This window comes from Amycolatopsis sp. FDAARGOS 1241 (genome assembly GCF_016889705.1).
GTDB lineage: Bacteria > Actinomycetota > Actinomycetes > Mycobacteriales > Pseudonocardiaceae > Amycolatopsis.
Map to the genome: position 1 here is coordinate 6,277,422 of NZ_CP069526.1, position 23,179 is coordinate 6,300,600.

Consider the following 23,179-nt stretch of genomic DNA (forward strand, 5'->3'; position numbering starts at 1 on the left):
TCGTTCTTCCTCTCGTTGCCGGGGCGGCGTCAGCCGCGGGGGAACTCGCCGCCGTCGACGAACAGCGTGCTGCCGGTCAGCCAGCTCGCCTGGTCGGACACGAGGAACAGCACGGCGTTGGCGATGTCGTGGGGCTCACCGTCGCGGCCCAGCGGGGTGGTGTTGTCCGCGCCCGGCCCGGTGTCCAGGCGGCCCACTGCTCCCGCGTCGCTTCACCGCCGGGGGGGTGGCGACCCGGCCCGGGGAGACCGCGTTGACCCGGATGCCGGACGGAGCCAGCTCCGCGGCCAGCCCCCGGCTGTAGTTCTCCAGCGCCGCCTTCGCCGCCGTGTAGTGCAGGAACGGCGGTGCCGACGTGGGGACCGCGGCCGAGGAAACGTGCACGATCACCCCCGAGCGCCGCTCCGCCATCCCCGGCGGCAGCAGCGAATCCAGCCGCACCGCCGCGAGGAGGTTCAGCTCCAGCGCGTCCAGCCACTCTTCGTCGGGGATGGCAAGCGCGCCCCGGTGCGGGCGCGCCCCACCCGCGTTGTGGATCACGACGTCCACCCCACCGAGCACCTCCCGCACGGCCGCGGCGAGCGTCTCCGCTCCGGCCCGCGTCCGCACGTCGGCCTCCACGAAGGCGGCCCCGTCCGGGACCGTGCTCGTCGCCGACCTGGCCGTCGTGAGCACTGCGGCGCCCGCGGCCACCAGGCGACGCACGAGGGCCGCGCCGATTCCGCGAGCCACCCGTGACCAAAGCCCGTTTTCCCTTGAGCTCCAGCGCACTCGATCCGTTCTCGATCACCGTCATGCCCACGACTCTTCGGCAGTCCGGATCCGCTGTCCAAGAACTGGTCGGCATCCCGTCATCGCGAAACGGCATGACGGCGGGCGCCGGTCGCTCGGTACCGTTCATCCGGTGAACGATCTCGGGACCGACCTCGAGCTCCGCCTGGTGCGGTACTTCACGGTCGTGGCGAAGCACCTGAACTTCGGTCGGGCCACGGCCGAGCTGCACCTGGCGCAGCCGGCGCTGAGCCGCCGGATCCAGCGCCTGGAAGACCGGCTCGGCGTGCGCCCGCTCGACCGCATTCGGCAGGGCAGCCGGCTCACCGAGGCCGGCGAGGCGTTCCTCTCTCCGGCGCGGGCGCTCCTGGAGGCCGCGCGGCAGGCGGCGCTCACCGCCCGCGCCTTCGCCCCGGCCGGCAAGGTCCTCATCGGGTACGTCGAAGACCTGGTCATCACCCCCGCCGTCCGCGAGCTGCGCAGCCGGCACCCCCGGGCCGAGATCGGCACGCGCCACCTCGAGTGCTTCGACGAGCGCGCATTCGCCGAAGGCCAGGTGGACGTCCTGGTCGTGCGGGACCCCCAGTTCGTCCCGGCCGGCGAGGCCCGGGCGACCGTGCTCTACGAGGAGCCGCGGATGCTGGTGGTGCCGGCCGGCCACCACCTGGCCGGCCGCGCGTCGGTGACCCCGGACGACTTCGCCCCCGGCGAGTCGCTGCTCTGCCCGCACGGTGGCACCCGCGCGATCTAGCCGACCGACGCCTACCGCCGGAGCGATCCGGGCCCGATCTCGGCCGGGCCGGTCACCGAGAGCTTCGCGGACCGGCTCGAACTCGTGGCGAGCGGCCAGGCGGTCGCGGTCCTGCCGGTCGGCGACCGGCGCAGCTCCCTGCGCACCGACCTTGCCACGGTTCCCGTCTGGGACATCCCCGCCAGCAAGGTCGTGGTCGCCACGCGGGCCGGCGATCCGAATTCGCTGGTCGCCGGGTTCGTCCAGGCCGCTCGGGCCCACCTCACCGGCACCGCGGCCTGATCAGCCGGCCGGCCCGGTGAGCCGGGTCTCCAGGGTGTGGGCCCACTCGCGGACGATCTGCCGCCGGCGGCGGGTGTCGTCGGTGAGGAGGTTGGCGAGGCCGAGGCCGCGGGCCAGGTCCAGGGTGGCTTGGACCAGTTCGCGGACCCCGGGCCGCGACTCGTCGACGCCCAGCAGCTCCACCGTCACCCGGTGCGCCTCGCGCCCGACGCGCGCCTCCAGCGGCACCAGCCTGCCGCGCAGCTGCTCATCGGTCGACGCCACGACCCACAGCTGCAGCGCGGCGCGGAACATCGGCCCGGTGTAGAGGTTCAGCACCATCTCCACCACGCGTTCGATACGCGACGGCCCGGTCGGCAGCCCGGCCGCCTGCGTGCGCAGCTCGGTGATCTGCGCTTCGCCGAGCAGCTCGACGGCCGCCGCGACGAGGTCCTCGCGCGTCGGGAAGTGGTGTTGCGCGGCGCCGCGCGACACGCCGGCCCGCTCGGCGATCACGGCCACGGTCACACCGTGCCAGCCGAGCTCACCGAGGCAGTCGATGGCGGCCTCGATGAGCCGCCGGCGCGTCGTGCGGCTGCGCTCCTGCTGCGGTTCGCGGAGCATCAGGCCGGATCGACCCAGAAGTCGAGCTGCAGGTCGTCTTCCGCCGGGCCGATCCGGTACTTCGCGAAGTCCGTGACGCCTTCCGCGCGCAGCACCTCGTCGTCGAGGAAGAAGTTGCCGGTGGTCTCGCGGCTGGGGCGAGTGAGGATCGCATACGCGGCGTCGGCCATGATCTCCGGCGTGCGGCTGCGGTTCGCGAGCTGGGCGCCCACGACGTTGCGAATCGCCGCGGTGTCGATCGTGGTGCGCGGCCACAGCGAGTTCGCAGCGATGCCGTCGCCCTTCAGCTCCGCCGCGAGCCCGACGGTCACCAGGCTCATCGAGTACTTCGCGATGCTGTACGCGAGGTGCCCGGCCGTGAACCACTTCTCGTCCAGGCTGATCGGCGGCGACAGCGTGAGCACGTGGGGGTTGGCCGACTTGCGCAGGTGCGGAATCGCGAGCTTGGAGAGCAGGAAGGTGCCGCGCGCGTTGATGTCCTGCATCAGGTCGTAGCGCTTCATGCTGACCTGCTCGGTCGGGGTCAGGTCGATGGCGCTCGCGTTGTTCACCGCGATGTCGAGGCCACCGAACTGCTCGACCGTCTTGGCCACCGCGGCCGCCACGCCCTCGTCGTCGCGGACGTCGCCGACGATCGGCAGCGCCTTGCCGCCCGCTTTCTCGATCGCCTCCGCGGCGGTGTAGATCGTGCCGGGCAGCTTCGGGTGCGGTTCGGCGGTCTTGGCCAGCAGCGCCACGTTGGCACCGTCTGCGGCCGCGCGCAGGGCGATGGCCTCGCCGATGCCGCGGCTGCCGCCGGACATGATGATCGTGCGGCCCGCGAGAGTTCGTTCAGCCATTCCGGACACTCCTAGTAGGACTTCGGCAGCCCGAGGCTGTGCTGCCCGACGAAGTTGAGCACCATCTCGCGGCTCACCGGGGCGATCCGCCCCAGCCGCACCGCCGTGACGAGCGTGCCGAGGCCGTACTCGGACGCGAGCCCGTTGCCGCCGTGGGTCTGCACGGCCTGGTCCACGGCACGGATCGCCACCTCGGCGGCGGCGTACTTGGCCATGTTCGCCGACTCACCCGAGGCGAAGTCGTCACCGGAGTCGTAGAGCGAAGCCGCCTTCTGGGTCATCAGCTTCGCCAGCTCCAGCTCGATCTTGATCTGCGCGAGCGGGTGCGCCAGGCCCTGGTGCGACCCGATCGGCGCGCCCCACACCTGGCGTTCGTTGGCGTAGGCCACGGCCTTGTCGAGCGCGTAGCGCGCCGTGCCGAGCGAGAAGGAAGCGCCCATGATGCGCTCGGGGTTGAGGCCCGCGAACAGCTGCGCGATCGCCGCGTCCTCCTCCCCCACCAGCGCTTCGGCAGGTAGGTGGACGTCATCGAGGAACAGGGAGAACTGGTTCTCCGGCGCGACGAGGTCCATCTCGATCTTGCGCCACTCGAAACCCGGCGCGTCGGTGGGCACGATGTAGAGCGCGGGCTTGAGGCGGCCCGTCTTCGCGTCCTCCGTGCGGCCGACCACGAGCACGGCGTCGGCTTCGTCCACGCCGGAGATGAAGACCTTGCGTCCACTCAGGACCCAGTCGCCGCCGTCGCGGCGCGCGGTCGTGGTGATCTTGTGCGAGTTGGACCCGGCGTCGGGTTCGGTGATGGCGAAGACCATCTTCTTGCTGCCGTCGGCGATCCCGGGCAGCCACTGCTTCTTCTGCTCGTCGGTGCCGAAGCGCGAGATCACCGTGCCGCAGATCGCCGGGGAGACGACCATAAGCAGCAACGGCGAGCCCGCGGCGGCGAACTCCTCCAGCACCGCGGCGAGATCCGCGATCCCCGCGCCGCCGCCGCCGTACTCCTCGGGCAGGTTCACGCCGAGGTAGCCCAGCCGGCCGGCCTCGGTCCACAGCTCGACGGTCTTCTCGTCCGCGCGGGCCTTCCTCGCGTAGTACTCGTGCCCGTACTTGCGCCCGAGTTCCGCGGCCGCCTTGCGCAGCGCGACGCGCTCCTCGGGTTCGACGAAGTTCATCGCGTTCATGCGTTCTCTCCCACCACAGCCAGAATCGTGCCCACCTCGACCTGCAACCCGACCTCCACCGGCAGCTCCGTGACGACGCCGTCGGCGGGCGCCGAGATCCGGTGCTCCATCTTCATCGCCTCCAGCCACAGCAGCGGATCGCCCGCCGCCACGGCGTCGCCCACGCCCACCGCGAGCCGCACGACCGTGCCCGGCATCGGCGCGACCAGCGAACCGGCGGCCAGCGCCGCCGACGGGTCGGCGAAGCGCGGCACCGCCGTCAACGTCACCGGGCCGAGCGCCGAGTCGACAAAGGACTGTTCCCCGTGGCGCGCGACGGCGAAGGTGCGCCGCACCCCGGTCACGTCCAGCACGACGCGGCCGGGCTCCGCGCTGACCAGCCGCACGTCTTCGTAGCCCTCGGCGCGCAGGCCGTCGCGCGTCAGCGAGTACGAGACTTCGTACGTCGTGTCACCGCGCGCGAAGACCTTGCGCTGCCCGCCCGAACGCACGTTGCGCCAGCCGCTGGGCAACCGGCCGAGCGTGGTCGCGCCCGCGCGGTTCTCCGCGGCACCGGCCAGCGCGGCGGCGAGGGCGGACAGCCGTTCGGCGTCGGCACCGGCCAGGGGCTTGGCGAGCGCGCCGAGGCCGTGGCGGTCGAAGAACGCCGTGTCGGTTTCGCCGGCGAGGAATGCTTCGTGGCGCAGGATGTTCACGAGCAGGTCGCGGTTGGTGACCACGCCGTGGATCTTCGCGCCCGACAGGGCGGCGGCGAGCCGGCGCGCGGCCTCCTCTCGGGTGGGCGCCCACGTGATCACCTTGGCCAGCATGGGGTCGTAGTGCACGCCGACGACCGAACCGCTCGCCACGCCGGAATCCAGCCGCAGCCCGGCGCCGGCGGCGAACTCGCGGTCGACGCCCGGCACCTCGAACGCGTGCAGCGTGCCGCTCTGCGGCTGCCAGCCCGCGGCGGGATCCTCGGCGTAGAGGCGGACCTCGATCGAATGCCCGTGCGTGCCCGGCGGTTCCGGCGGCAGCTTCGCGCCCTCGGCCACGGACAGCTGCAGAGCGACGAGGTCGAGGCCGGTGACGTTCTCGGTCACCGGGTGCTCGACCTGCAGGCGCGTGTTCATCTCGAGGAAGTAGAAGCGTCCGTCGGGCCCGGCGAGGAACTCGACGGTACCGGCGCCGACGTAGTCGATGGCCGATGCGGCTTTGCGTGCCGCGTCGAACAGTTCGGCACGCATGGCGTCGTCGACGAACGGCGACGGTGCCTCCTCCACCACCTTCTGGTGCCGGCGCTGGATGGAGCACTCGCGCTCCCCCACCGCCCACACCGTGCCGTGGGTGTCGGCGAGCACCTGCACCTCGATGTGCCGCCCGGTCTCGAGGTAGCGCTCGCAGAACACGGTCGGGTCGCCGAACGCGGACCTGGCCTCGGCACGAGCGCTCTCCACGGCCTCGGCCAGCTCGCCGAGCTCGCGCACCACGCGCATGCCGCGGCCCCCACCGCCGGCGGAAGCCTTGACCAGCAACGGCAGGTCGGCCGGGCCGACTTGATTCGGGTCCAGTTCGGACAGCACCGGCACGCCGGCGGCGGCCATCAGGCGCTTCGACTCCACTTTGGAGCCCATCGTCTCGATCGCCGCGGGCGGCGGGCCGACCCAGGTGAGCCCGGCGTCGACCACGGCCCGCGCGAACGCGGCGTTCTCCGACAGGAAGCCGTAACCGGGGTGCACGGCGTCGGCGCCGGCGTCGGCCGCGGCTTTCACGATCAGCTCGGCGCGCAGGTACGTATCGCCCGGCGCGTCGCCGGGCAGCCGGACGGCGACGTCGGCTTCGCGCGCGTGCGGCGCGTCCGAGTCGGCATCGGAGAACACGGCCACCGTGCCGATGCCGGCATCGCGGCAGCTGCGGAACACCCGGCGGGCGATCTCGCCCCGGTTGGCGACCAGCAGGTTGTGGATCACGACTGCACCCCTACATCCGGAAGACGCCGAAACCACCGTCGGCGCCCTTCACTGGTCCGTTGTGGATCGCCGACAGGCTGAGCCCGAGCACGGTGCGCGTGTCGCGCGGGTCGATGATGCCGTCGTCGTAGAGCATGCCCGAAAGGAACATCGGCATCGACTCGGCCTCGATCTGGTTTTCGACCATCGCGCGCATCGCCGCGTCGTTCTCCTCGCTGTACTCCTGCCCACGGCTCGCCGCCGCCGCGCGAGCCACGATGGACAGCACGCCGGCCAGCTGTGCCGGGCCCATCACGGCCGACTTCGCGCTCGGCCAGACGAAGAGGAACCTCGGGTCGTAGGCGCGCCCGCACATGCCGTAGTGCCCGGCGCCGTAGGACGCTCCCATGAGGACGGACAGGTGCGGCACCTTCGAATTCGACACCGCGTTGATCATCATCGCACCGTGCTTGATGATGCCACCCTGCTCGTACTCCTTGCCGACCATGTAGCCCGTGGTGTTGTGCAGGAACACCAGCGGTGTGTCGATCTGGTTGGCCAGCTGGATGAACTGCGCGGCCTTCTGCGACTCCTCGCTGAAGAGCACGCCACGGGCGTTGGCGAGGATCCCGACCGGGTAGCCGTGGATGCTCGCCCAGCCGGTGACGAGGCTCGGGCCGTAGAGCGGCTTGAACTCGTCGAAGTCGGAGCCGTCGACCACGCGGGCGATGACCTCGCGCGGGTCGAAGGGCACCTTGAGGTCGCTTGGCACGATGCCGAGCAGGTCGTCGGGGTCGAACAGGGGCTCGGCGTAGCCGGGCTTGGGCGCCGGGCCCTGCTTGCGCCAGTTGAGCCGCTTGATGATGCCGCGGCCCAGCCGGATCGCGTCCTGCTCGTCGACGGCGAGGTAGTCGGCCAGGCCCGACGTGCGGGCGTGCATTTCGGCGCCGCCCAGCGATTCGTCGTCGGACTCTTCACCGGTCGCCATCTTCACCAGCGGCGGGCCGCCGAGGAACACCTTCGCGCGTTCTTTGACCATCACCACGTAGTCGGACATGCCCGGCAGGTACGCGCCGCCGGCGGTCGAGTTGCCGAAGACCAGCGCGACGGTCGGCACCTTCGCCGCCGACGAGCGCGTGAGGTCGCGGAAGATCCGGCCGCCGGGGATGAAGATCTCCTTCTGCGTCGGCAGGTCCGCGCCGCCCGACTCGACGAGGTTGATCACCGGCAGCCGGTTCTGCGCCGCGATGTCGGCCGCGCGGAACGACTTCTTCGTGGTCCACGGGTTGCTGGCGCCGCCCTTGACCGTCGGGTCGCTCGCGGAGATGAGGCACTCCACGCCTTCCACCACGCCGATGCCGGTGACCACGCTCGCGCCGACGCGGTAGTCCGACCCCCAGGCTGCCAGTGGTGACAGCTCCAGGAACGGCGAGTCCTCGTCGAGCAGCAGCTCGATCCGCTCGCGGGCCAGGAGCTTGCCGCGCTTGCGGTGGCGCTCCACGTACTTCTCGCCGCCACCGGCGACGGCCTTCGCCTGCTCGGTGTCGATCTCGGCGAGCTTCTCCAGCATGGCCTCGCGGTTCGCGGTGAATTCACCGGTGCGAGTGTCCACGGTGGACCTGAGTGCGGTCATGCGGTGTATCCCAATCGCTTCGCGGCCAGTCCGGTGAGGATCTCGGTGGTGCCGCCGCCGATGCCGAGGATGCGGACGTCGCGGTAGTGCCGCTCCACTTCGGACTCGCGCAGATAGCCGAACCCGCCGTGCAGCTGCACGGCCTCGTTGACGACCCATTCGGCCGCTTCGACGGCAGTGTTCTTGGCGAAGCACGCCTCGGCGATCACTTCTTCGCCGGAGACGTGGCGGACGGCGGTCTGCCGCGCGTAGGTGCGCGCGACGTCGGTCTTGCGTGCCATCTCGGTGAGCTTGTGCTGCACGACCTGGCGCGAGATGAGCGGACGGCCGAACGTCTCCCGCAACCGGCACCAGTCGAGCGTGAGGTCGAGCGCCCGCTGCGCGTGGGCGTAGGCCTGCACCGCGAGCGAGAGCCGTTCGGTCACGAACTGCGTGGCCACCTGTGCGAAGCCGCTGTTCTCGGCACCCACGAGGTTCTCGGCCGGTACCCGGACGTCCACGTAGGACAGTTCGGCGGTGTCGGAACAGGCCCAGCCCATCTTCTCCAGCTTGCGCGACACCGTGAACCCCGGAGTGCCGCGTTCGACGACGAGCAGCGAAAGACCGTGCGCCCCCTCGCCACCCGTGCGGACCACAGTGGTCACGAAGTCGGCGCGGCACCCGGAGGTGATGAACGTCTTGGCGCCGTTGACCACGTACTCGTCGCCCTCGCGCACGGCGGTGGTACGGAGGCCCGCGACATCCGACCCGCCGTCGGGTTCCGTGACCGCGAGCGAGCCGATCTTGGTGCCGTCGAGCGCCGGACGCACCCAGCGTTCGATCTGCACCGGGTCACCGGCCTCGGCGAGGTGCGGCACGGCGATGCCGCACGTGAACAGCGAGGCGAACAGCCCGCCGGAGCCGCCGGCGTAGTGCAGCTCCTCGGCGACCACGAGGGCATCGAGGTAGTTGCCGTCGCCACCACCCACGGCCTCGGGGAACCCGACGCCGAGCAGGCCGAGGTCACCGGCCTTGCGGTGCAGCTCGCGCGGCAGCTCGCCCGCGCGTTCCCACTCGTCGAGGTGCGGCAGCACGTCCTTCTCGACGAACCGGCGCACCGTCGCGCGCAGTTCCTTGCGCTCCGGCGTCGCGAACGGGTCCACGATCACAGCAGGGCCTCCGGTACGTCGATCTCACGCGCCCGCAGCCATTCGCCGAACGCCTTGGCCTGCGGGTCGAACCGCGCCTGCGACGCCACGCCCTCACCGAGGATGCCGTCGACGACGAAGTTCATCGCCCACAGGTTCGGCAGCAGGTACCGCGTCACCGGCAGGTCGGCCGTCTCGGGCAGCAGCAGCCGGAACTCCGCGACGGTCAGCCGGTGCACGAGCCACCGCCACGCCTCTTCGGAGCGCACCCACACACCGAGGTTGGCACTGCCGCCCTTGTCGCCCGAGCGAGCGCCGATCACGTGCCCGAGCGGGACGCGCCGCATCGGGCCCTCGGGCAACGGCTCGGGCAGCGCGGGTTCGTCCACTTCGGTCAGCGCGAGGGTCTTCGCAGACGGTGCGATGTCGACACGTCGACCGTCGGCCAGCACGGCGACGTGGGGCACGGCGGCGGTGTCGACGTAAGCCGCCGAGTACACCCCGTAGGGCGAGGCGTCCGACGGCGGAGCGGTGACGTGGAAACCGGGGTAACTCGCGAGCGCCAGCTCCACCGCGGCCCCGCTGAACGCGCGGCCCGCGATCTTCGGGTCGGCGTCCTTGACCGCGACGTGCAGCAGCGCGCTGGCCTGTTCCTCGGTCTCGGCGTCGGGGTGGTCGGTGCGTGCGAGCGTCCAGCGCACCTCGGCCGGCGGCTTGCGCTCGAGAGCCGTCTCCAGCTGCTCGCGCACGAGCGCGGCTTTCTCCTCGATGTCGAGACCGGTGAGGACGAATGTCGTCTCGTTGCGGAACCCGCCGAGGCGGTTGAGCGCCACCTTGAGCGTGGGCGGCGGGGCTTCGCCGGTGACGCCGCTGATGCGCACGCGGTCGGGACCGTCCGGCGTGAGCCGGAGGGTGTCGAAGCGCGCGGTGACATCGGGGTTCGCGTAGCGCGCGCCGGTGATCTCGTACAGCAGTTGCGCGGTGACGGTGCCGGTGTTCACGACACCGCCGGTGCCCGGGTGCTTGGTGATGACGCTGGAGCCGTCGGCGTGGATCTCGGCGATCGGGAAGCCCGGCACACCGATCGGCTGCTCGCGGAAGAACGCGTAGTTACCGCCGGTCGCCTGCGCACCGCATTCGATCACGTGCCCGGCCGCGACGGCGCCGGCCAGCGCGTCGTAGTCCTCGCGCGCCCACCCGAAATGCGCGGCGGCGGGCCCGACGATCACCGACGCGTCGGTGACCCGGCCGGTGACGACCACGTCGGCGCCCGCGTCGAGGCATTCGACGATGCCCCACGCACCGAGGTAGGCGTTGGCGGTCAACGGGCTGCGTTCTTGCGGGGTACCCGCACCCAGGCGAAACCCGAGCTCGTCGGCGCGACCGATCAGGTCGTCGCCTTCGACGTGGGCGATGGTCACGTCGACGTTCAGCTTCGCCGCCAGCTCGCGCAGGGCCTTCGCCAGCCCGGCCGGGTTGAGGCCCCCGGCGTTGGCGACGATCTTCACGCCCTTTTCCTTGGCCAGCGCGAGGTTTTCCTCCATCTGGCGCAGGAAGGTCTTGGCGTAGCCGCGTTCGGGGTCCTTCATGCGGTCGCGGCCGAGGATGAGCATGGTCAGCTCGGCGAGGTAGTCACCGGTGAGGACGTCGAGAGGACCGCCCGTGAGCATCTCGCGCACCGCGGAGAAGCGGTCGCCGTAGAAACCCGACGCGTTGCCGATGCGGAGGGGAGCGGCGTTCGCTGCCGCCCCCGCGGGGAGGAGTCCGTCGGCGGTCATGCGAACTGCCCCGGCTTCCGGCCTTCCCCGGGCGGGCCGGCGAAAGCTTGCGCGATGCCCAGCCACTCCTCGACGTCGGCGCCGGTGGCGACGAGGTCGGTGTCGGCGTGGTGGCGCCGGCGGGTGATCACGAGGCAGAAGTCCACGGCGCTGCCGGTGAGGCGCTGCTCGGCGTCCTCCGGGCCGAACGCCCACGTGGTGCCGTCGGGCGCGGCGAGCTCGACGCGGAACTCTGCCGTGGGCGGGGCGAGGGAGTTGAGCTTGTAGGCGAAGTCGCGGGTGCGCGTACCGAAACGCGCGATGTGCCACAGCCGGGCAGTGGGCTCACGGGTCACGCCGAGCGCGTCGACCACGTCCTGGCCGTGGGCCCAGGTTTCCATCATCCGCGCGGTCGCCATCGACGCGGCGCTCATCGGCGGGCCGTACCACGGCAGCTTCTGCCCGTCCGGCACGGCGGCGAGCGCCTCGGCCAGCTCCCGGCGGCCCGTGCGCCACTTTTCGAGCAGCTCGTCCTTCGGCCGGGCGGCGCCTTCCTCGGCCGCGAGGTCGACGTAGTTCTCCCCCACGCTCAGCAGGCTTTCCACTTCGGCCTGCCACTGCTCGGGGTGCGCCGCGGAGATCAGCGCCTTGCCGTCCGTCCACGCCAGGTGGGCGATCTGGTGGGCGACCGTCCAGCCCTGCGCGGGCGTCGGCCGCGCCCACTCCTCGGCCGGCAGGCCGGCCACCACGTCGTCGATCGTCTGCGATTCGGCTGCCAGATCCCCGAGGATCACGCCGAGATCAGCCATCCTGCGCCTCCTTGCGTCCCTGTGGCCCAGCCTCGCACTGCCGGGACGGAAAAATCAAGCGCGCCTGATTGTTTTCTCCGGACGGGCGCGTGACCACTATTGACACATTGCCAGTAGCCCGCGGTTGTCCTACCGTTCAGTGCCATGAGCTCCTACGCGGACATCACCTACGAGGTCGCCGAGCGCGTCGCGACGGTGAAGCTCAACCGGCCGCAGGCGCGCAACGGCTACACGGTGCGGATGGCCGACGAGCTCAACGACGCCATGGACCGGGCGGACCGCGACGAGAACGTGCGGGTGGTGGTGCTGGCGGGTGAGGGCAAGGACTTCTCCGTCGGCGCGGACCTGTCCGCGGGCGGGTTCGACTTCAAGCTCGGCGACGGCCCGCCGGACGGGTGGCAGGAGCCGGCCGGGCGGTGCTCGAAGCGGATCTTCACGATGAACAAGCCCGTGATCGCCGCGCTGCGCGGAGCGTCGGTGGGCGGCGGGCTGACGATCACGCTCTCGTGCGACTACCGGCTCGCGGCCGAGGACTCGAAGTTCGGGTTCGTGTTCACGCGGCGCGGGATCTACCCCGAAGGCGCGTCCGCGTGGTTCCTCCCCCGGCTCGTGGGGATGGGCACCGCGATCGACTGGATGGTGAGCGGGCGCGTGTTCGGGCCCGAAGAAGCCCTTCGCCAGGGCCTCGTGCACAGCGTCCACCCACCGGAAGCCGTGCTGGGCAAGGCGTACGAGCTGGCGCGCGAAATCGTCGAGACGACCGCGCCGGTGTCGGTGGCCGTCACGCGGCAACTGCTGTACCGCATGGCGTCCGCACCGTCGCCGTTCGAGGTGCACGAGCTGGACTCGAAGCTCATCGGCGGACTGGCCACGAACCCCGACTCCGTCGAAGGTGTGCTGTCGTTCCTGCAGAAGCGCCCGCCTGAGTTCACCCTGCGCGTGGCCGGCGATCTGCCGCCCTACCTGCCCTGGCTCGAGGAATGACGGACTACCCGCCCGAACCCTGGCACCTCGCCGGCCAGGCGCACCTGTCGGTGTGGCTGCTGCCCGTGGCCCGGCTGCCGAAACTGCCCGAAGGGGCCGAACCACTCGTCGCCGGCGGCCACGCGCCGGTGTGCACCGCGTGGTTCGACTACCGCGCGCCCGGGCAGCTGACGTACCACGAGCTCCTGTGCGCCACAGCGATCCGCGGTGGGCTCGCCGCGTCGATCACCGACATCTGGGTCGACAGCGCGTCCTCGCGCGCGGGCGGGCGCGAGCTGTGGGGCATCCCGAAGGACCTGGCGACACTGGACTTCACCGGAGACCGCACGTTCACCGCCGCCGCGGCCACGGCCGGCGGCTGGATCGCCACGGCCGCGTTCACGCGCCGCGCCGGGCTGCCGGCCGCGCTGCCGACGCGGTTCGAGATCGCGCAGGCGCTCGGCGGCCGGCTCAAGCGCAGCCCCGTCTCGTCGCGCGCGAAGCTGCACGCGGCGGCCGCCGACTGGTCGATCAACCCGTCCGGTCCGCTCGGGTTCCTGGCCGGCCGTCGCCCGATCGTGAGCGCTCAGCTCCGCGATTTCAAGCTCGTCTTCGGGGCTGAACCCACTCCGAGCAGGCGCTCTGAGTGATCACCTAACCCGCGAGGGTGAGCCCGCGACACGCCACCCCTTGGGGCGCGTGCGACCCCCCACCCCTACATGTAGTCTCTGTGGACCGGCCACCCCCAGCGACGGGGAGACCGCTCGGGAAGGGCGGCCGGGCAGTTTTGAGAAGCAGCAGCGCACGGCCTCGACAGGTCGTGTGCGGCTCGAACGCGCCCATTTTTCGAAGACTCTGTTGGAGACACGCATGTCAGTGGAGACCGGTCAGCGTCCGCCGTCGTCGGCGGACACGGCACCGAGCGCGGTTCGCGTGATCCGGCGGGACGGCAGCGTCTCGCCGTTCGACGCCGGCAAGATCAGCGTGGCCCTCACGAAGGCTTTCCTCGCCGTCGAGGGCGGCGACGCCGCCGCGTCGTCGCGCGTGCACCACGTCGTCGCCGAGCTGACCGAGCAGGTCGAGGCTTCCCTGCTGCGCCACGCCGGCCCCGAGACCGCCCTGCACATCGAGCAGATCCAGGACCTCGTCGAGCTGGCCCTCATGCGCGGCGAGCACCACAAGGTCGCCCGCGCCTACGTGCTCTACCGCGAGGAGCGCGCCAAGGCCCGCGAAGCCGCCGCGCCCGCGCCCGCCGAGGCCGCGATCAGCGTGAAGGGCGCCGACGGCGCACTGCGCCCGCTCGACTGGGCCCGCGTGTCCCACGTCGTGGGCGAGGCCGTGGCCGGGCTCGACGACGTGTCCGCCGAGCCGGTGCTGGCCGAGGCCAAGCGCAACCTCTTCGACGGCATCAGCTCCGACGAGCTCGCCCTCGCGCAGATCATGGCCGCCCGCGTGCTCGTGGAGCAGGAGCCGAACTACTCCTACGTCAGCGCTCGGCTGCTGCTGGACAAGCTGCGCGGTGAAGCCCTGAGCTACCTCGCCGGCGCGCCGCGCCAGGCCAGCCAGGACGAGATGGCCCGCGAGTACCCCCGGTACTTCCGCGCCTACCTGCGCCGCGCGATCGAGCTCGAGCTCGTCGACGGGCAGCTGCAGACCTTCGACCTCGACCGGATCACCGCCGCGATCCGCCCCGAGCGCGACCTCGACTTCGGCTTCCTCGGCTTGCAGACCCTCTACGACCGCTACTTCCAGCACCACGACGGCGTGCGTTTCGAGCTGCCGCAGGCGTTCTTCATGCGCGTGGCCATGGGCCTGGCGATCCGCGAGGACGACCGCGAGGGTCGCGCGATCGAGTTCTACGAGCTGCTTTCCACCTTCCACTTCATGGCCAGCACGCCGACGCTGTTCAACTCGGGTACCACGCGCCCGCAACTCTCGTCCTGCTTCCTGACCACCGTGGACGATGACCTGGACTCCATCTTCCAGGCGTACAAGAACAACGCGCTGCTGGCCAAGTACTCGGGCGGCCTCGGCAACGACTGGACCCCGGTCCGCGGCCTCGGCGCCCACATCAAGGGCACCAACGGCCAGTCGCAGGGTGTCGTGCCGTTCCTCAAGATCGCCAACGACACCGCCGTCGCCGTGAACCAGGGCGGCAAGCGCAAGGGCGCGGCGTGCGCGTACCTCGAGACGTGGCACGTGGACATCGAGGAATTCCTCGACCTGCGCAAGAACACCGGTGACGACCGCCGCCGCACCCACGACATGAACACGGCCAACTGGGTGCCCGACGAGTTCCTGCGCCGCGTGGAGGCCGACGCGCAGTGGACGCTGTTCTCGCCGAACGAGACGCCCGACCTGCACGACCTCTACGGCACCGCGTTCGCCGAGCGCTACCGCGAGTACGAGGCCGCCGCCGACCGCGGCGAGATCAAGGTGTTCCGGCGCGTGCGCGCGGTCGAGCTGTGGCGCCGCATGCTGACCATGCTGTTCGAGACCGGGCACCCGTGGATCACGTTCAAGGACCCGTGCAACCTGCGTTCGCCGCAGCAGCACGCCGGCGTGGTGCACTCGTCGAACCTGTGCACCGAGATCACGCTGAACACCAGCACCGACGAGGTCGCGGTCTGCAACCTCGGCTCGGTCAACCTGCTCAAGCACGTCACCGCGGACGGTCTCGACACGAAGCGCCTCGAGAAGACCGTGCGCACCGCCGTGCGGATGCTCGACAACGTGATCGACATCAACTTCTACACGATCCCGGAGGCGCGCCGCTCCAACCTGCGCCACCGCCCGATCGGGCTGGGGCTGATGGGCTTCCAGGACGCGCTGTTCGAGCTGGGCCTGCCGCTGTCGTCGGAGGCCGCGGTGCAGTTCGCCGACGAGAGCATGGAGCACATCTCCTACTACGCGATCTCGGCCTCGACCGACCTCGCCGAGGAGCGCGGCGCGTACCAGTCGTTCGAGGGTTCGCTGTGGAGCCGCGGCGTGCTGCCGATCGACTCGATGCAGCTGCTGATCGACGCGCGCCAGGGCGACGCGCTCGACGTCGACACCTCCACCACGCTCGACTGGGCGCCGCTGCGCGAGCGCGTGAAGACCGTCGGTATGCGCAACTCCAACGTGATGGCGATCGCGCCCACCGCGACGATCTCCAACATCTGCGGCGTGGGCCAGTCGATCGAGCCGCTGTTCCAGAACCTCTACGTGAAGTCGAACATGTCGGGCGATTTCACCGTGGTGAACCCGCACCTGGTCCGCTCGCTCAAGGCGCGCGGCCTGTGGGACGAGGTCATGGTCAGCGACCTCAAGTACTTCGACGGCAGCCTCGGCCAGATCGACCGCGTGCCGGACGACCTGAAGGCGCTGTACGCCACCGCGTTCGAGATCGAGTCGAAGTGGCTGGTGGACGCCGGTTCGCGGCGCCAGAAGTGGATCGACCAGGCGCAGTCGCTGAACCTGTACATCGCGGCGCCGAGCGGGCGCAAGCTCGACAACCTGTACCGCTACGCGTGGCACAAGGGCCTCAAGACCACGTACTATCTGCGGGCGCAGTCCGCGACGCACGTGGAGAAGAGCACCCTGCGCGGCACGGACGGCAAGCTCAACGCGGTGTCCGCCGCTCCGGCCGCGGCAGCCCCGGCTGCGTCGCCGTCGGCTGCTTCGCCTTCGCCGTCGCCCTCACCGTCTCCGTCGGCGGCTGTCCCGGCGAGCCCGGCTGCGGCAGTCCCGGCTGCCTCGCCCTCGCCGTCCGCTGCGGTCCCCGCGACCCCGCCGGCCGCGAAGCCGGAGCCCCAGGAGCTGCCGAAGGTCGAGGACGTCGACTTCGTCGCCACCGAGGGCGCGGCCTGCCGCATCGACGACCCGGACTGCGAAGCCTGCCAGTGACCCCTCGCGGGTGGCGGTGCTCACGGGCACCGCCACCCGCGGCCTTTCCTTGGAGCCATTTCTGATGACCAACGTGGAGACCACGGCCACCGGCCTCGGCGAGATCGAGGTCGGCGCGGCCCGGATCAACGTCGACGACAAGCGCATGATCAACGCGCGCGCCGATGTGAACCAGCTGCTGCCCATGAAGTACCGCTGGGCGTGGGACAAGTACCTCGCGGCGTGCAACAACCACTGGATGCCGACCGAGGTCGCCATGCAGGCCGACATCGCGCTGTGGAAGTCGCCCGACGGGCTGACCGAAGACGAGCGCCAGATGCTCAAGCGCAACCTGGGCTTCTTCGCCACGGCGGAGTCGCTCGTGGCCAACAACATCGTGCTCGCCGTGTACCGCCAGATCACCAACCCCGAGTGCCGCCAGTACCTGCTGCGCCAGGCGTTCGAGGAAGCCGTGCACACGCACACCTTCCAGTACATCTGCGAAAGCCTCGGCCTGGTCGAGGGCGAGCTGTTCAACATGTACCGCGAGGTACCGTCCATTTCGGACAAGGACGCGTGGGCGCTGAAGTACACGCAGAACCTCGAGAACCCGGACTTCGAGACGGGCACACCGGAGGCCGACCAGGCGTTCCTGCGCGACCTCGTGGCGTTCTACGTGATCTTCGAGGGCATGTGGTTCTACACCGGCTTCGCGCAGATCCTGTCGCTCGGGCGGCGCAACAAGATGGTCGGCATCGCCGAGCAGTACCAGTACATCCTGCGCGACGAATCGATCCACCTGAACTTCGGCATCGACTGCATCAACCAGATCAAGATCGAGAACCCGCACCTGTGGACCGAAGCGTTCCAGGCCGAGGTGCGCGGGATGCTGCAGGAGGCGTGCGAGCTCGAGGTCGCGTACGCGCGCGACACCATGCCGCGCGGCATGCTCGGCCTCTCGGCCCAGCTGTGCGAGCAGTACATGCACTTCATCACCGACCGGCGTGCCCAGCAGATCGGCCTCGCGCCGATCTTCGGGGAGACGGAGAACCCGTTCCCGTGGATGTCCGAGGCGATGGACCTGAAGAAGGAGAAGAACTTCTTCGAGACCCGCGTGATCGAGTACCAGTCCGGCGGTGCCCTCGACTGGGATTGATCAACCGCGGCGCCCGGACCCCGGGGTACGCACGGCGCTCGGCCACGCCACTGGTTCGCCAGGGCGCGGCCGAGCTCGTTCCCGCTGTGCTCCGCCAGGCACCAGCGAAGCGCAGCGCCCCATCGGACCGAAGCGCGCCTCTGACGTGGTGCGTGCCGGAGCGGCACCCACGGCCGGCCTGGCGAAAGCGTTGTCCGGATCAGGCGCCCTGCTCGGCGACCAGCCAGCACAGGCAGAAGGGATGGCCGGCCGGGTCGGCGCAGACCGGGAAATCATCCTCGGAGGTGCTGCCGGCGGCCGCTTTCAGCACCTAGGCGCCGAGAGCCGCGACCCGCTCGTGTGCTTCGGCGAAGTCCTCGACCCACAGGGCGAGGTGCACCTGTTGCCTGGACCATCCGGCCATTCGGGCTGCGCATGGTCAGGCTCGAGCTGCACGCCGATCCGCGGGGCCCCGTCCACCACGACCAGGCGCCCATCGGTGTCCTCCTCCACCTCACCGCTGGGGACCCCGCCCAGAAGCGGCTCCCGGCAGCGAGATCGGCTGCGTCAGGGCGACGACCTGGTGCTTGATCCGCACCGTCGCAGTTTGCCGAAGAGGCACCCGCCCGCGCGGGCGAACAGCCGCCTGGGCGGACGTACACACCGCGAGCGGCCCGTCCTCGCGTGCACCGACCGAGCAGACCCCGTAGCCCCGATCCCTGGAGCCTCGGACCGCGCCGAGGATCACCCGGATGGATCGAGCCGCGGGTATTGTCAATCGGTCAACAAGGAGGCACGGTGGGAGCTGCACCGGTTTCCGCCAGCGAAGGTGGGTCGCCATGACGAGCGCGGTAACGAAGGTCGGCAAGGTCGCCGAGAGCTTGCGCGAGCGCGTGCCCCCACTGACGTCGATGCCGTTGCCCCGCACCGTGGACCGCCGGTGGCAGTCGGCGACCTACCCCGTCAAGGAGCTCGCGCCACCGCCCGCCGGGAGCGGCCTCAAGCCCGTGCTCGGCGACGACGGCCCGCCCGTGGTCGGGCACGCGCTGGAGATGATGCGCTTCGGCCTGGACTTCAGCCTCCGCCGCTACGAGAAGTACGGCCCCGTCTCGTGGATGGGCGGGTTCGGCCGGCGGATCGTGTCGCTGTCCGGTCCCGAGGCGACGCAGATCGCGCTCGTCAACAAGGACAAGGCCTTCTCGCAAGAGGGCTGGAAATTCTTCATCGAGAAGTTCTTCGACCGCGGCCTCATGCTGCTCGACTTCGGCGAGCACCACCTGCACCGGCGGATCATGCAGAGCGCGTTCACGCGCGAACGGCTCGTCGGGTACGTCGGGCAGATGGGCCCGGCCCTGCGCGCGGGCATCGAGGCGTGGCCCGGCGGCACACGGCCGCGCCTGTACTGGGCGCTCAAGCAGCTGACACTCGACGTCGCCACGGGCGTGTTCATGGACATGCGCTCCCCCGGCGACGCGATGCGGATCAACCGCGCGTTCGTCAGTACTGTCCGCGCGGGCACGGCGATCGTGCGCCACCCGGTGCCGGGCGGGCGCTGGTCCGCCGGCCTGCGCGGGCGGCGGCTGCTGGAGCGCTACTTCGGCGAAACCCTGCCGGAGAAGCGGCGCGCGGGCGGCGACGACCTGTTCGCGGCGCTGTGCACCGCCACCGACGAGGACGGTGACCGGTTCACCGACGCCGACATCGTCAACCACATGATCTTCCTGATGATGGCCGCGCACGACACCACGACCATCACCAGCAGTGCGATGGCCTACTACCTGGCCAAGCACCCGGAGTGGCAGGAGCGCGCCCGCGCGGAGTCACTCGCCCTCGGCGACGACGTGCCGGACATCGAGGCGCTCGAAAGCCTCGAGACGCTCGACCTCGTGATGAAGGAGTCGCTGCGGCTGCGGGCGCCGGTGCCGTCGCTGGCCCGCAAGACGACCAAGGACACCGAGGTGCTCGGGCGCTACCTGCCGGCGGGCACGCTGCTCGGGGTGTCCCCGACGCTGAACCACTTCACTCCGGAGTGCTGGACCGACCCGCTGCGCTTCGACCCCGAGCGCTTCGCGGAGCCACGGCGCGAGGACAAGTCGCACCGGTTCGCGTGGATGCCCTTCGGCGGCGGCGCGCACAAGTGCATCGGCCTGCACTTCGGCTCGCTCGAGGTGAAGGCGCTCATGCACGAGATGCTGCGGACTTTCCGCTGGTCCGTGCCCGAAAACTACACCGCACGCTGGGACTACGTGTCCCTTCCGGTCCCCGCCGACGGACTGCCGGTGCGTCTCGAATATTGTTGACGGACGCTGTGGGAGGCGGCGAACCGGGGGCAGAAGCCGGGACGAACCGGAAAAACACGATCGAGCACTCAAGGTGACATCCCGTCACCATTTGTGTTGGTGTCATCACTCGTTCAGCCGGTAGACACCCCGATTCGCGCGTGGTGCCGTGGCATCACTCACGGCCAACTCATACCTAGTGTGGGTCTGTGGATCGACACACCGGGTCTGAGCTGGCCTTTGTCCGCGCATGAAGAGGTGGAGTGTGCCTGAGCCTGGTGCCGCGCCAGGGTTGGTCGACGTCGCGCGCAAGTTCGCGGCGACGCTGACCGACACGAAAGGAGTAACGCTTCCCCCTGCGGAACTGGAGCGGCTCCTGCTCGAATTCGCCCACGAGGTCGTGGACACGGCGACCCCGGCCCACGAGGGCGCGCTGCTGCGCTTCACCACGCTCTTCTCCGCCGCGCCGATCGGGATCGCGCTCGCCGACACCTCCGGCGAGATCGTCGAGGTCAACGCCGCGCTGGCCAAGCTACTCGGCTCCACCCAGGAGCGGTTGAAGGGCCGGCACCTCGCCGACCTGGCGGCCAGCGGCCACGACGCCACGCGGCTGCGCGAGAGCCTCGAGCGCATGAGCCTCACGGGCGGCGACCGGCACACCGAACGCGGTGTGCACCTCGACCACAGCGAGGACGGCGGCCTCACCACCAACGTCACGCTCGCGTGGCTGCCCGGCGACCGGCCCGGCACGCAGTTCCCCGTACTCATGGCCGCGGACGCCGACGACCTGCACCTGCTCGGTGAGCGGCTGCTTCACCAGAACCTCCACGACCCGCTCACGGGCCTGCCCAACACGTCGGCGTTCACCACGCGCCTCGAGGCCGCGTTCGGCGTGCCCGACCCCGCCGAGATCGCGTTGGTGTACCTCGACATCGACGGCTTCAAGGTGATCAACGACGGGCTGGGTGCCGGCGTCGGCGACCAGGTGCTCAAGGAGATCGCGAACAAGCTCGCGGCCGTGTTCACCGGGCACCACGACGGGTACGTGGCCCGGCTGTCCGGCGACGGGTTCGCCGTGCTGCTGCGCGGCGAAGACCTCACGCGCAGCAAGGTGGTCGCGCTCGTCGACCGCGCGCTGGAAGACCTGAACGAGCCGATCTACCTCGGAGGGCACGGCATCGGGGTCAGCGCGAGCGCCGGCATCGTCGTGGGCGCGTGCCCCGGCGGCGGTCACGTCGAGCTCTTGCGGGCCGCGGAGCTCGCGCTGCACCGGGCCAAGGAGCAGGGCAAGGCGCAGTGGATGCTGTTCGACCCCGCCCGGGACGCGCGGGACCGCAGCCGCTACCAGCTCGGCGCCGTGATCGCGGGTGCGCTGGAGAACGGTGAGTTCTCCCTGATCTACCAGCCGACGGTGAAGCTCGCGAAGCCCGACGAGATCGCGGCCGTGAACGCCGGCCTGCGCTGGAACCACCCGGAGAGGGGCGAGCTGGACTCCGACGAGTTCTACCCGCTCGCGCGGACCACGGGCATGACCGTCCCGCTCGGCAAGTGGCTGCTCGCCGAGTCACTGGCCGCGACGGCGCGCTGGCGCTCGCGCTACGGCGACGCCGCACCCGACGTCTGCATCCGGCTGCCGAAGCGCCTCGCGACCGACGAGGACCTGGTCATGCTGGTCAAGGAACAGCTCGACCGCCACGACCTGCCGGCCCGCGCGCTGCGGCTGTGCACCGACCGCCAGTCGATGTTCACCGACGAAGGCGAAGTGCTCGACTCGTTCACGGTGCTCGCGGACCTCGGCGCCCAGCTCGTGCTCACGATCTCCGGCTCGGCGGACCTGGAGCTCATCCCCCGCTACAGCCTGCCCGTGCGGCACGTGATCCTCAGCGGCCCGGTCATCGACGCGCTCGCCGACGGCGCCGCCGAAGCCGACATGCGGCACGTTCGCCAGCTCGTCGAGCGCGGCAAGGAGCTCAAGCTGCGCATCGGCGCGGAGGGCGTGCGCAGCGCCGAGCACGCCGCCCGGCTGCGGGAGCTGGGTGTGCTCGCCGCGCGCGGTTCGTTCGTCGCGGATTCGGCCACGGGCGACGAAGTGGACGAAATGATCGAGCGCCACGCGCGGTGACCCCGCCGGTTGCGCGGCGGTGCCGGAGACCGGGGAGGATCGTCCCGACCGCCTCCGCCGACCGAAAGGGACCCGATGGACACCGGCGACCTCGCCCCCGATTTCACCCTCCCCGACGACCAGGGCGTCGAGCGCACCCTGTCCGGCTTCCTGGCCTCCGGACCGGTCGTGCTCTTCTTCTACCCGGCCGCGATGACGAGCGGCTGCACCGCCGAGAGCTGCCACTTTCGCGACCTGGCCGCCGAGTTCGCCGAGGTGGGCGCCCACCGTGTCGGCATCAGCCCGGACGAGATCGTCAAGCAGCGCCTGTTCGCCGAGACCCACGGCTTCGACTACCCCCTGCTGTCCGATGTGGACGGTGTGGTCGCGAAGCAGTTCGGCGTGTGGCGCAGGTTCATCCCGTTGCACACCAAGCGCACCACGTTCGTCATCGGCACCGACCGGCGCGTGCTGGCGGTGATCAAGAGCGAGCTGAACTTCACAGCGCACGCCGACCGGGCGCTGAAGGTGTTGCGGGAGCGCGAGAACGCCGCCTGACGCCGCTCAGGCCGGCCGCTCCAGCCGCCACACCCAGTCGTTGCCCGAGCAGGCCGGTGCGAGGGCGTCGGCCGCGGCTTCCTTGTGGTGCAACGTGAACCCGAGCCGCTGGGGGATGGCGCCACTGCGCGTGTTGAGCTCGTCGTGCAGGATCGTGACGTGCGGGGTGCCCATGCGCCAGGCTTGCCCGAGCAGCAGGGACGCGGCGCGGGTCGCGTAGCCGTGACCGGTGTAGGACTTCGCGAGCCAGTAGCCGATCTCCCGGCCGTCGCCGCGGCGCATGAGGCCGCAGCCGCCCGCGAGGGTCCGGTCGGCGGTGCGGATGGCGTACTCGTAGCCCTCTCCCGACGCCCACCGCTCGGCGGCGCCGGTGAGGAACTCCTCGCCCTCGGCGGGGCCGTAGCCGTTCGTCGCCCAGATCAGCCACGCGCCGACGTGCTCCAGGGACGCCGCGACCGTGGCCACGAGCAGGTCGAGGTCTTCGGGACGCCAGCGCTCCAGCGTCACCACGCCGTCCGTGAGGGTGTCCATGCACCCATCGTGACACCCGGGACGGCGCCGGGGCCCGCCGTTTTCGCGGCAGGCCCCGGTGGCCGGT

20 protein-coding genes are annotated in these 23,179 nt (G+C 70.7%); 9 read left to right on the plus strand and 11 right to left on the minus strand.

The genetic code is table 11. The annotated features are described in order from the left end of the window. Positions 1-29: 29 nt before the first annotated feature. Positions 30-197, minus strand: coding sequence for an SDR family oxidoreductase (locus I6J71_RS49980; protein ID WP_255570031.1), 168 nt, complete (start codon positions 195-197; stop codon positions 30-32). After that, a complete protein-coding gene (locus I6J71_RS30730; RefSeq protein WP_255570032.1) occupies positions 136-732 on the minus strand; it encodes an SDR family NAD(P)-dependent oxidoreductase in 597 nt (198 codons plus the stop codon). The genes I6J71_RS49980 and I6J71_RS30730 overlap by 62 nt, the downstream gene beginning before the upstream one ends. A gap of 172 nt (positions 733-904) precedes the next feature. On the opposite strand from I6J71_RS30730, the gene I6J71_RS30735 reads away from it, so the two are divergent. Together I6J71_RS30735 and I6J71_RS30740 are read left to right on the plus strand one after the other, a co-directional pair. Continuing rightward, positions 905-1,522, plus strand: a complete 618-nt coding sequence (locus I6J71_RS30735) for a LysR family transcriptional regulator (protein ID WP_204090055.1) — start codon at positions 905-907, stop codon at positions 1,520-1,522. An 84-nt stretch (positions 1,523-1,606) separates the two neighbouring features. Continuing rightward, positions 1,607-1,804 carry a hypothetical protein gene (locus I6J71_RS30740; protein WP_204090056.1) on the plus strand — a complete coding sequence of 66 codons (198 nt, stop codon included), beginning with the start codon at positions 1,607-1,609 and terminating at the stop codon, positions 1,802-1,804. Here I6J71_RS30740 and I6J71_RS30745 read toward each other — a convergent pair whose 3' ends face one another. From I6J71_RS30745 to I6J71_RS30780, 8 genes are read right to left on the minus strand one after another with little or no spacing between them, the layout of a single operon-like run. Beyond that, entirely contained in the window at positions 1,805-2,407 is a 603-nt protein-coding gene (locus tag I6J71_RS30745) for a TetR/AcrR family transcriptional regulator (RefSeq protein ID WP_204090057.1), read from the minus strand. Then, complete coding sequence (locus I6J71_RS30750) at positions 2,407-3,246, minus strand: NAD(P)-dependent oxidoreductase (protein ID WP_204090058.1); 840 nt, start codon at positions 3,244-3,246, stop codon at positions 2,407-2,409. The genes I6J71_RS30745 and I6J71_RS30750 overlap by 1 nt, the downstream gene beginning before the upstream one ends. Before the next feature lie 11 nt (positions 3,247-3,257). Continuing rightward, positions 3,258-4,424, minus strand: coding sequence for an acyl-CoA dehydrogenase family protein (locus I6J71_RS30755; protein ID WP_204090059.1), 1,167 nt, complete (start codon positions 4,422-4,424; stop codon positions 3,258-3,260). Then, positions 4,421-6,373, minus strand: coding sequence for a biotin carboxylase N-terminal domain-containing protein (locus I6J71_RS30760; RefSeq protein WP_204090060.1), 1,953 nt, complete (start codon positions 6,371-6,373; stop codon positions 4,421-4,423). The genes I6J71_RS30755 and I6J71_RS30760 overlap by 4 nt, the downstream gene beginning before the upstream one ends. 10 nt (positions 6,374-6,383) lie before the next feature. Then, positions 6,384-7,985, minus strand: a complete 1,602-nt coding sequence (locus I6J71_RS30765) for an acyl-CoA carboxylase subunit beta (RefSeq protein WP_204090061.1) — start codon at positions 7,983-7,985, stop codon at positions 6,384-6,386. Then, the gene (locus I6J71_RS30770; RefSeq protein WP_204097312.1) at positions 7,982-9,130 is read right to left on the minus strand and encodes an acyl-CoA dehydrogenase family protein; all 1,149 of its coding nucleotides are present in this window, start codon (positions 9,128-9,130) and stop codon (positions 7,982-7,984) included. Before I6J71_RS30770 ends, I6J71_RS30765 begins: the two co-directional genes overlap by 4 nt. Beyond that, positions 9,130-10,890 carry an acyclic terpene utilization AtuA family protein gene (locus I6J71_RS30775; protein ID WP_204090062.1) on the minus strand — a complete coding sequence of 587 codons (1,761 nt, stop codon included), beginning with the start codon at positions 10,888-10,890 and terminating at the stop codon, positions 9,130-9,132. Before I6J71_RS30775 ends, I6J71_RS30770 begins: the two co-directional genes overlap by 1 nt. Next, positions 10,887-11,678: a TIGR03084 family metal-binding protein gene (locus I6J71_RS30780; RefSeq protein WP_204090063.1), complete on the minus strand. Its 792-nt coding sequence runs from the start codon at positions 11,676-11,678 to the stop codon at positions 10,887-10,889. The genes I6J71_RS30775 and I6J71_RS30780 overlap by 4 nt, the downstream gene beginning before the upstream one ends. 144 nt (positions 11,679-11,822) lie before the next feature. Between I6J71_RS30780 and I6J71_RS30785 the strand changes: the two genes are divergently transcribed. The 7 genes from I6J71_RS30785 to I6J71_RS30820 all read left to right on the plus strand — a co-directional run bounded on the left by I6J71_RS30785 (position 11,823) and on the right by I6J71_RS30820 (position 22,581). Then, positions 11,823-12,662, plus strand: a complete 840-nt coding sequence (locus I6J71_RS30785) for an enoyl-CoA hydratase-related protein (protein ID WP_204090064.1) — start codon at positions 11,823-11,825, stop codon at positions 12,660-12,662. Further along, a complete protein-coding gene (locus I6J71_RS30790; protein WP_204090065.1) occupies positions 12,659-13,291 on the plus strand; it encodes an acetoacetate decarboxylase family protein in 633 nt (210 codons plus the stop codon). Before I6J71_RS30785 ends, I6J71_RS30790 begins: the two co-directional genes overlap by 4 nt. A gap of 220 nt (positions 13,292-13,511) precedes the next feature. Further along, positions 13,512-16,529: a ribonucleoside-diphosphate reductase subunit alpha gene (locus tag I6J71_RS30795; protein WP_204090066.1), complete on the plus strand. Its 3,018-nt coding sequence runs from the start codon at positions 13,512-13,514 to the stop codon at positions 16,527-16,529. Between the two features lie 64 nt (positions 16,530-16,593). After that, positions 16,594-17,664, plus strand: a complete 1,071-nt coding sequence (locus tag I6J71_RS30800; protein ID WP_204090067.1) for a ribonucleotide-diphosphate reductase subunit beta — start codon at positions 16,594-16,596, stop codon at positions 17,662-17,664. An 818-nt stretch (positions 17,665-18,482) separates the two neighbouring features. Beyond that, on the plus strand, positions 18,483-19,943 hold the full coding sequence (locus tag I6J71_RS30810) for a cytochrome P450 (protein WP_204090068.1): 1,461 nt from the start codon (positions 18,483-18,485) through the stop codon (positions 19,941-19,943). A gap of 244 nt (positions 19,944-20,187) precedes the next feature. Beyond that, complete coding sequence (locus I6J71_RS30815; RefSeq protein WP_239154017.1) at positions 20,188-22,044, plus strand: EAL domain-containing protein; 1,857 nt, start codon at positions 20,188-20,190, stop codon at positions 22,042-22,044. Positions 22,045-22,119: 75 nt separating this feature from the next. Further along, a complete protein-coding gene (locus I6J71_RS30820; protein WP_204090070.1) occupies positions 22,120-22,581 on the plus strand; it encodes a peroxiredoxin in 462 nt (153 codons plus the stop codon). Between the two features lie 6 nt (positions 22,582-22,587). Here the strand turns inward: I6J71_RS30820 and I6J71_RS30825 are convergent, their stop codons facing one another. After that, positions 22,588-23,112, minus strand: coding sequence for a GNAT family N-acetyltransferase (locus I6J71_RS30825; protein ID WP_204090071.1), 525 nt, complete (start codon positions 23,110-23,112; stop codon positions 22,588-22,590). Positions 23,113-23,179 lie beyond the last annotated feature (67 nt).

What these genes read in the sequence shown, in the direction of transcription:
- I6J71_RS30775 (WP_204090062.1), bottom strand. Translation starts at nt 10,890, where the DNA reads ATGACCGCCGACGGACTCCTCCCCGCGGGGGCGGCAGCGAACGCCGCT.
- I6J71_RS30790 (WP_204090065.1), top strand. Translation starts at nt 12,659, where the DNA reads ATGACGGACTACCCGCCCGAACCCTGGCACCTCGCCGGCCAGGCGCAC.
- I6J71_RS30825 (WP_204090071.1), bottom strand. Translation starts at nt 23,112, where the DNA reads ATGGACACCCTCACGGACGGCGTGGTGACGCTGGAGCGCTGGCGTCCC.
- I6J71_RS30820 (WP_204090070.1), top strand. Translation starts at nt 22,120, where the DNA reads ATGGACACCGGCGACCTCGCCCCCGATTTCACCCTCCCCGACGACCAG.
- I6J71_RS30800 (WP_204090067.1), top strand. Translation starts at nt 16,594, where the DNA reads ATGACCAACGTGGAGACCACGGCCACCGGCCTCGGCGAGATCGAGGTC.
- I6J71_RS30755 (WP_204090059.1), bottom strand. Translation starts at nt 4,424, where the DNA reads ATGAACGCGATGAACTTCGTCGAACCCGAGGAGCGCGTCGCGCTGCGC.
- I6J71_RS30765 (WP_204090061.1), bottom strand. Translation starts at nt 7,985, where the DNA reads ATGACCGCACTCAGGTCCACCGTGGACACTCGCACCGGTGAATTCACC.
- I6J71_RS30810 (WP_204090068.1), top strand. Translation starts at nt 18,483, where the DNA reads ATGACGAGCGCGGTAACGAAGGTCGGCAAGGTCGCCGAGAGCTTGCGC.
- I6J71_RS30745 (WP_204090057.1), bottom strand. Translation starts at nt 2,407, where the DNA reads ATGCTCCGCGAACCGCAGCAGGAGCGCAGCCGCACGACGCGCCGGCGG.
- I6J71_RS30795 (WP_204090066.1), top strand. Translation starts at nt 13,512, where the DNA reads ATGTCAGTGGAGACCGGTCAGCGTCCGCCGTCGTCGGCGGACACGGCA.
- I6J71_RS30780 (WP_204090063.1), bottom strand. Translation starts at nt 11,678, where the DNA reads ATGGCTGATCTCGGCGTGATCCTCGGGGATCTGGCAGCCGAATCGCAG.
- I6J71_RS30750 (WP_204090058.1), bottom strand. Translation starts at nt 3,246, where the DNA reads ATGGCTGAACGAACTCTCGCGGGCCGCACGATCATCATGTCCGGCGGC.
- I6J71_RS30785 (WP_204090064.1), top strand. Translation starts at nt 11,823, where the DNA reads ATGAGCTCCTACGCGGACATCACCTACGAGGTCGCCGAGCGCGTCGCG.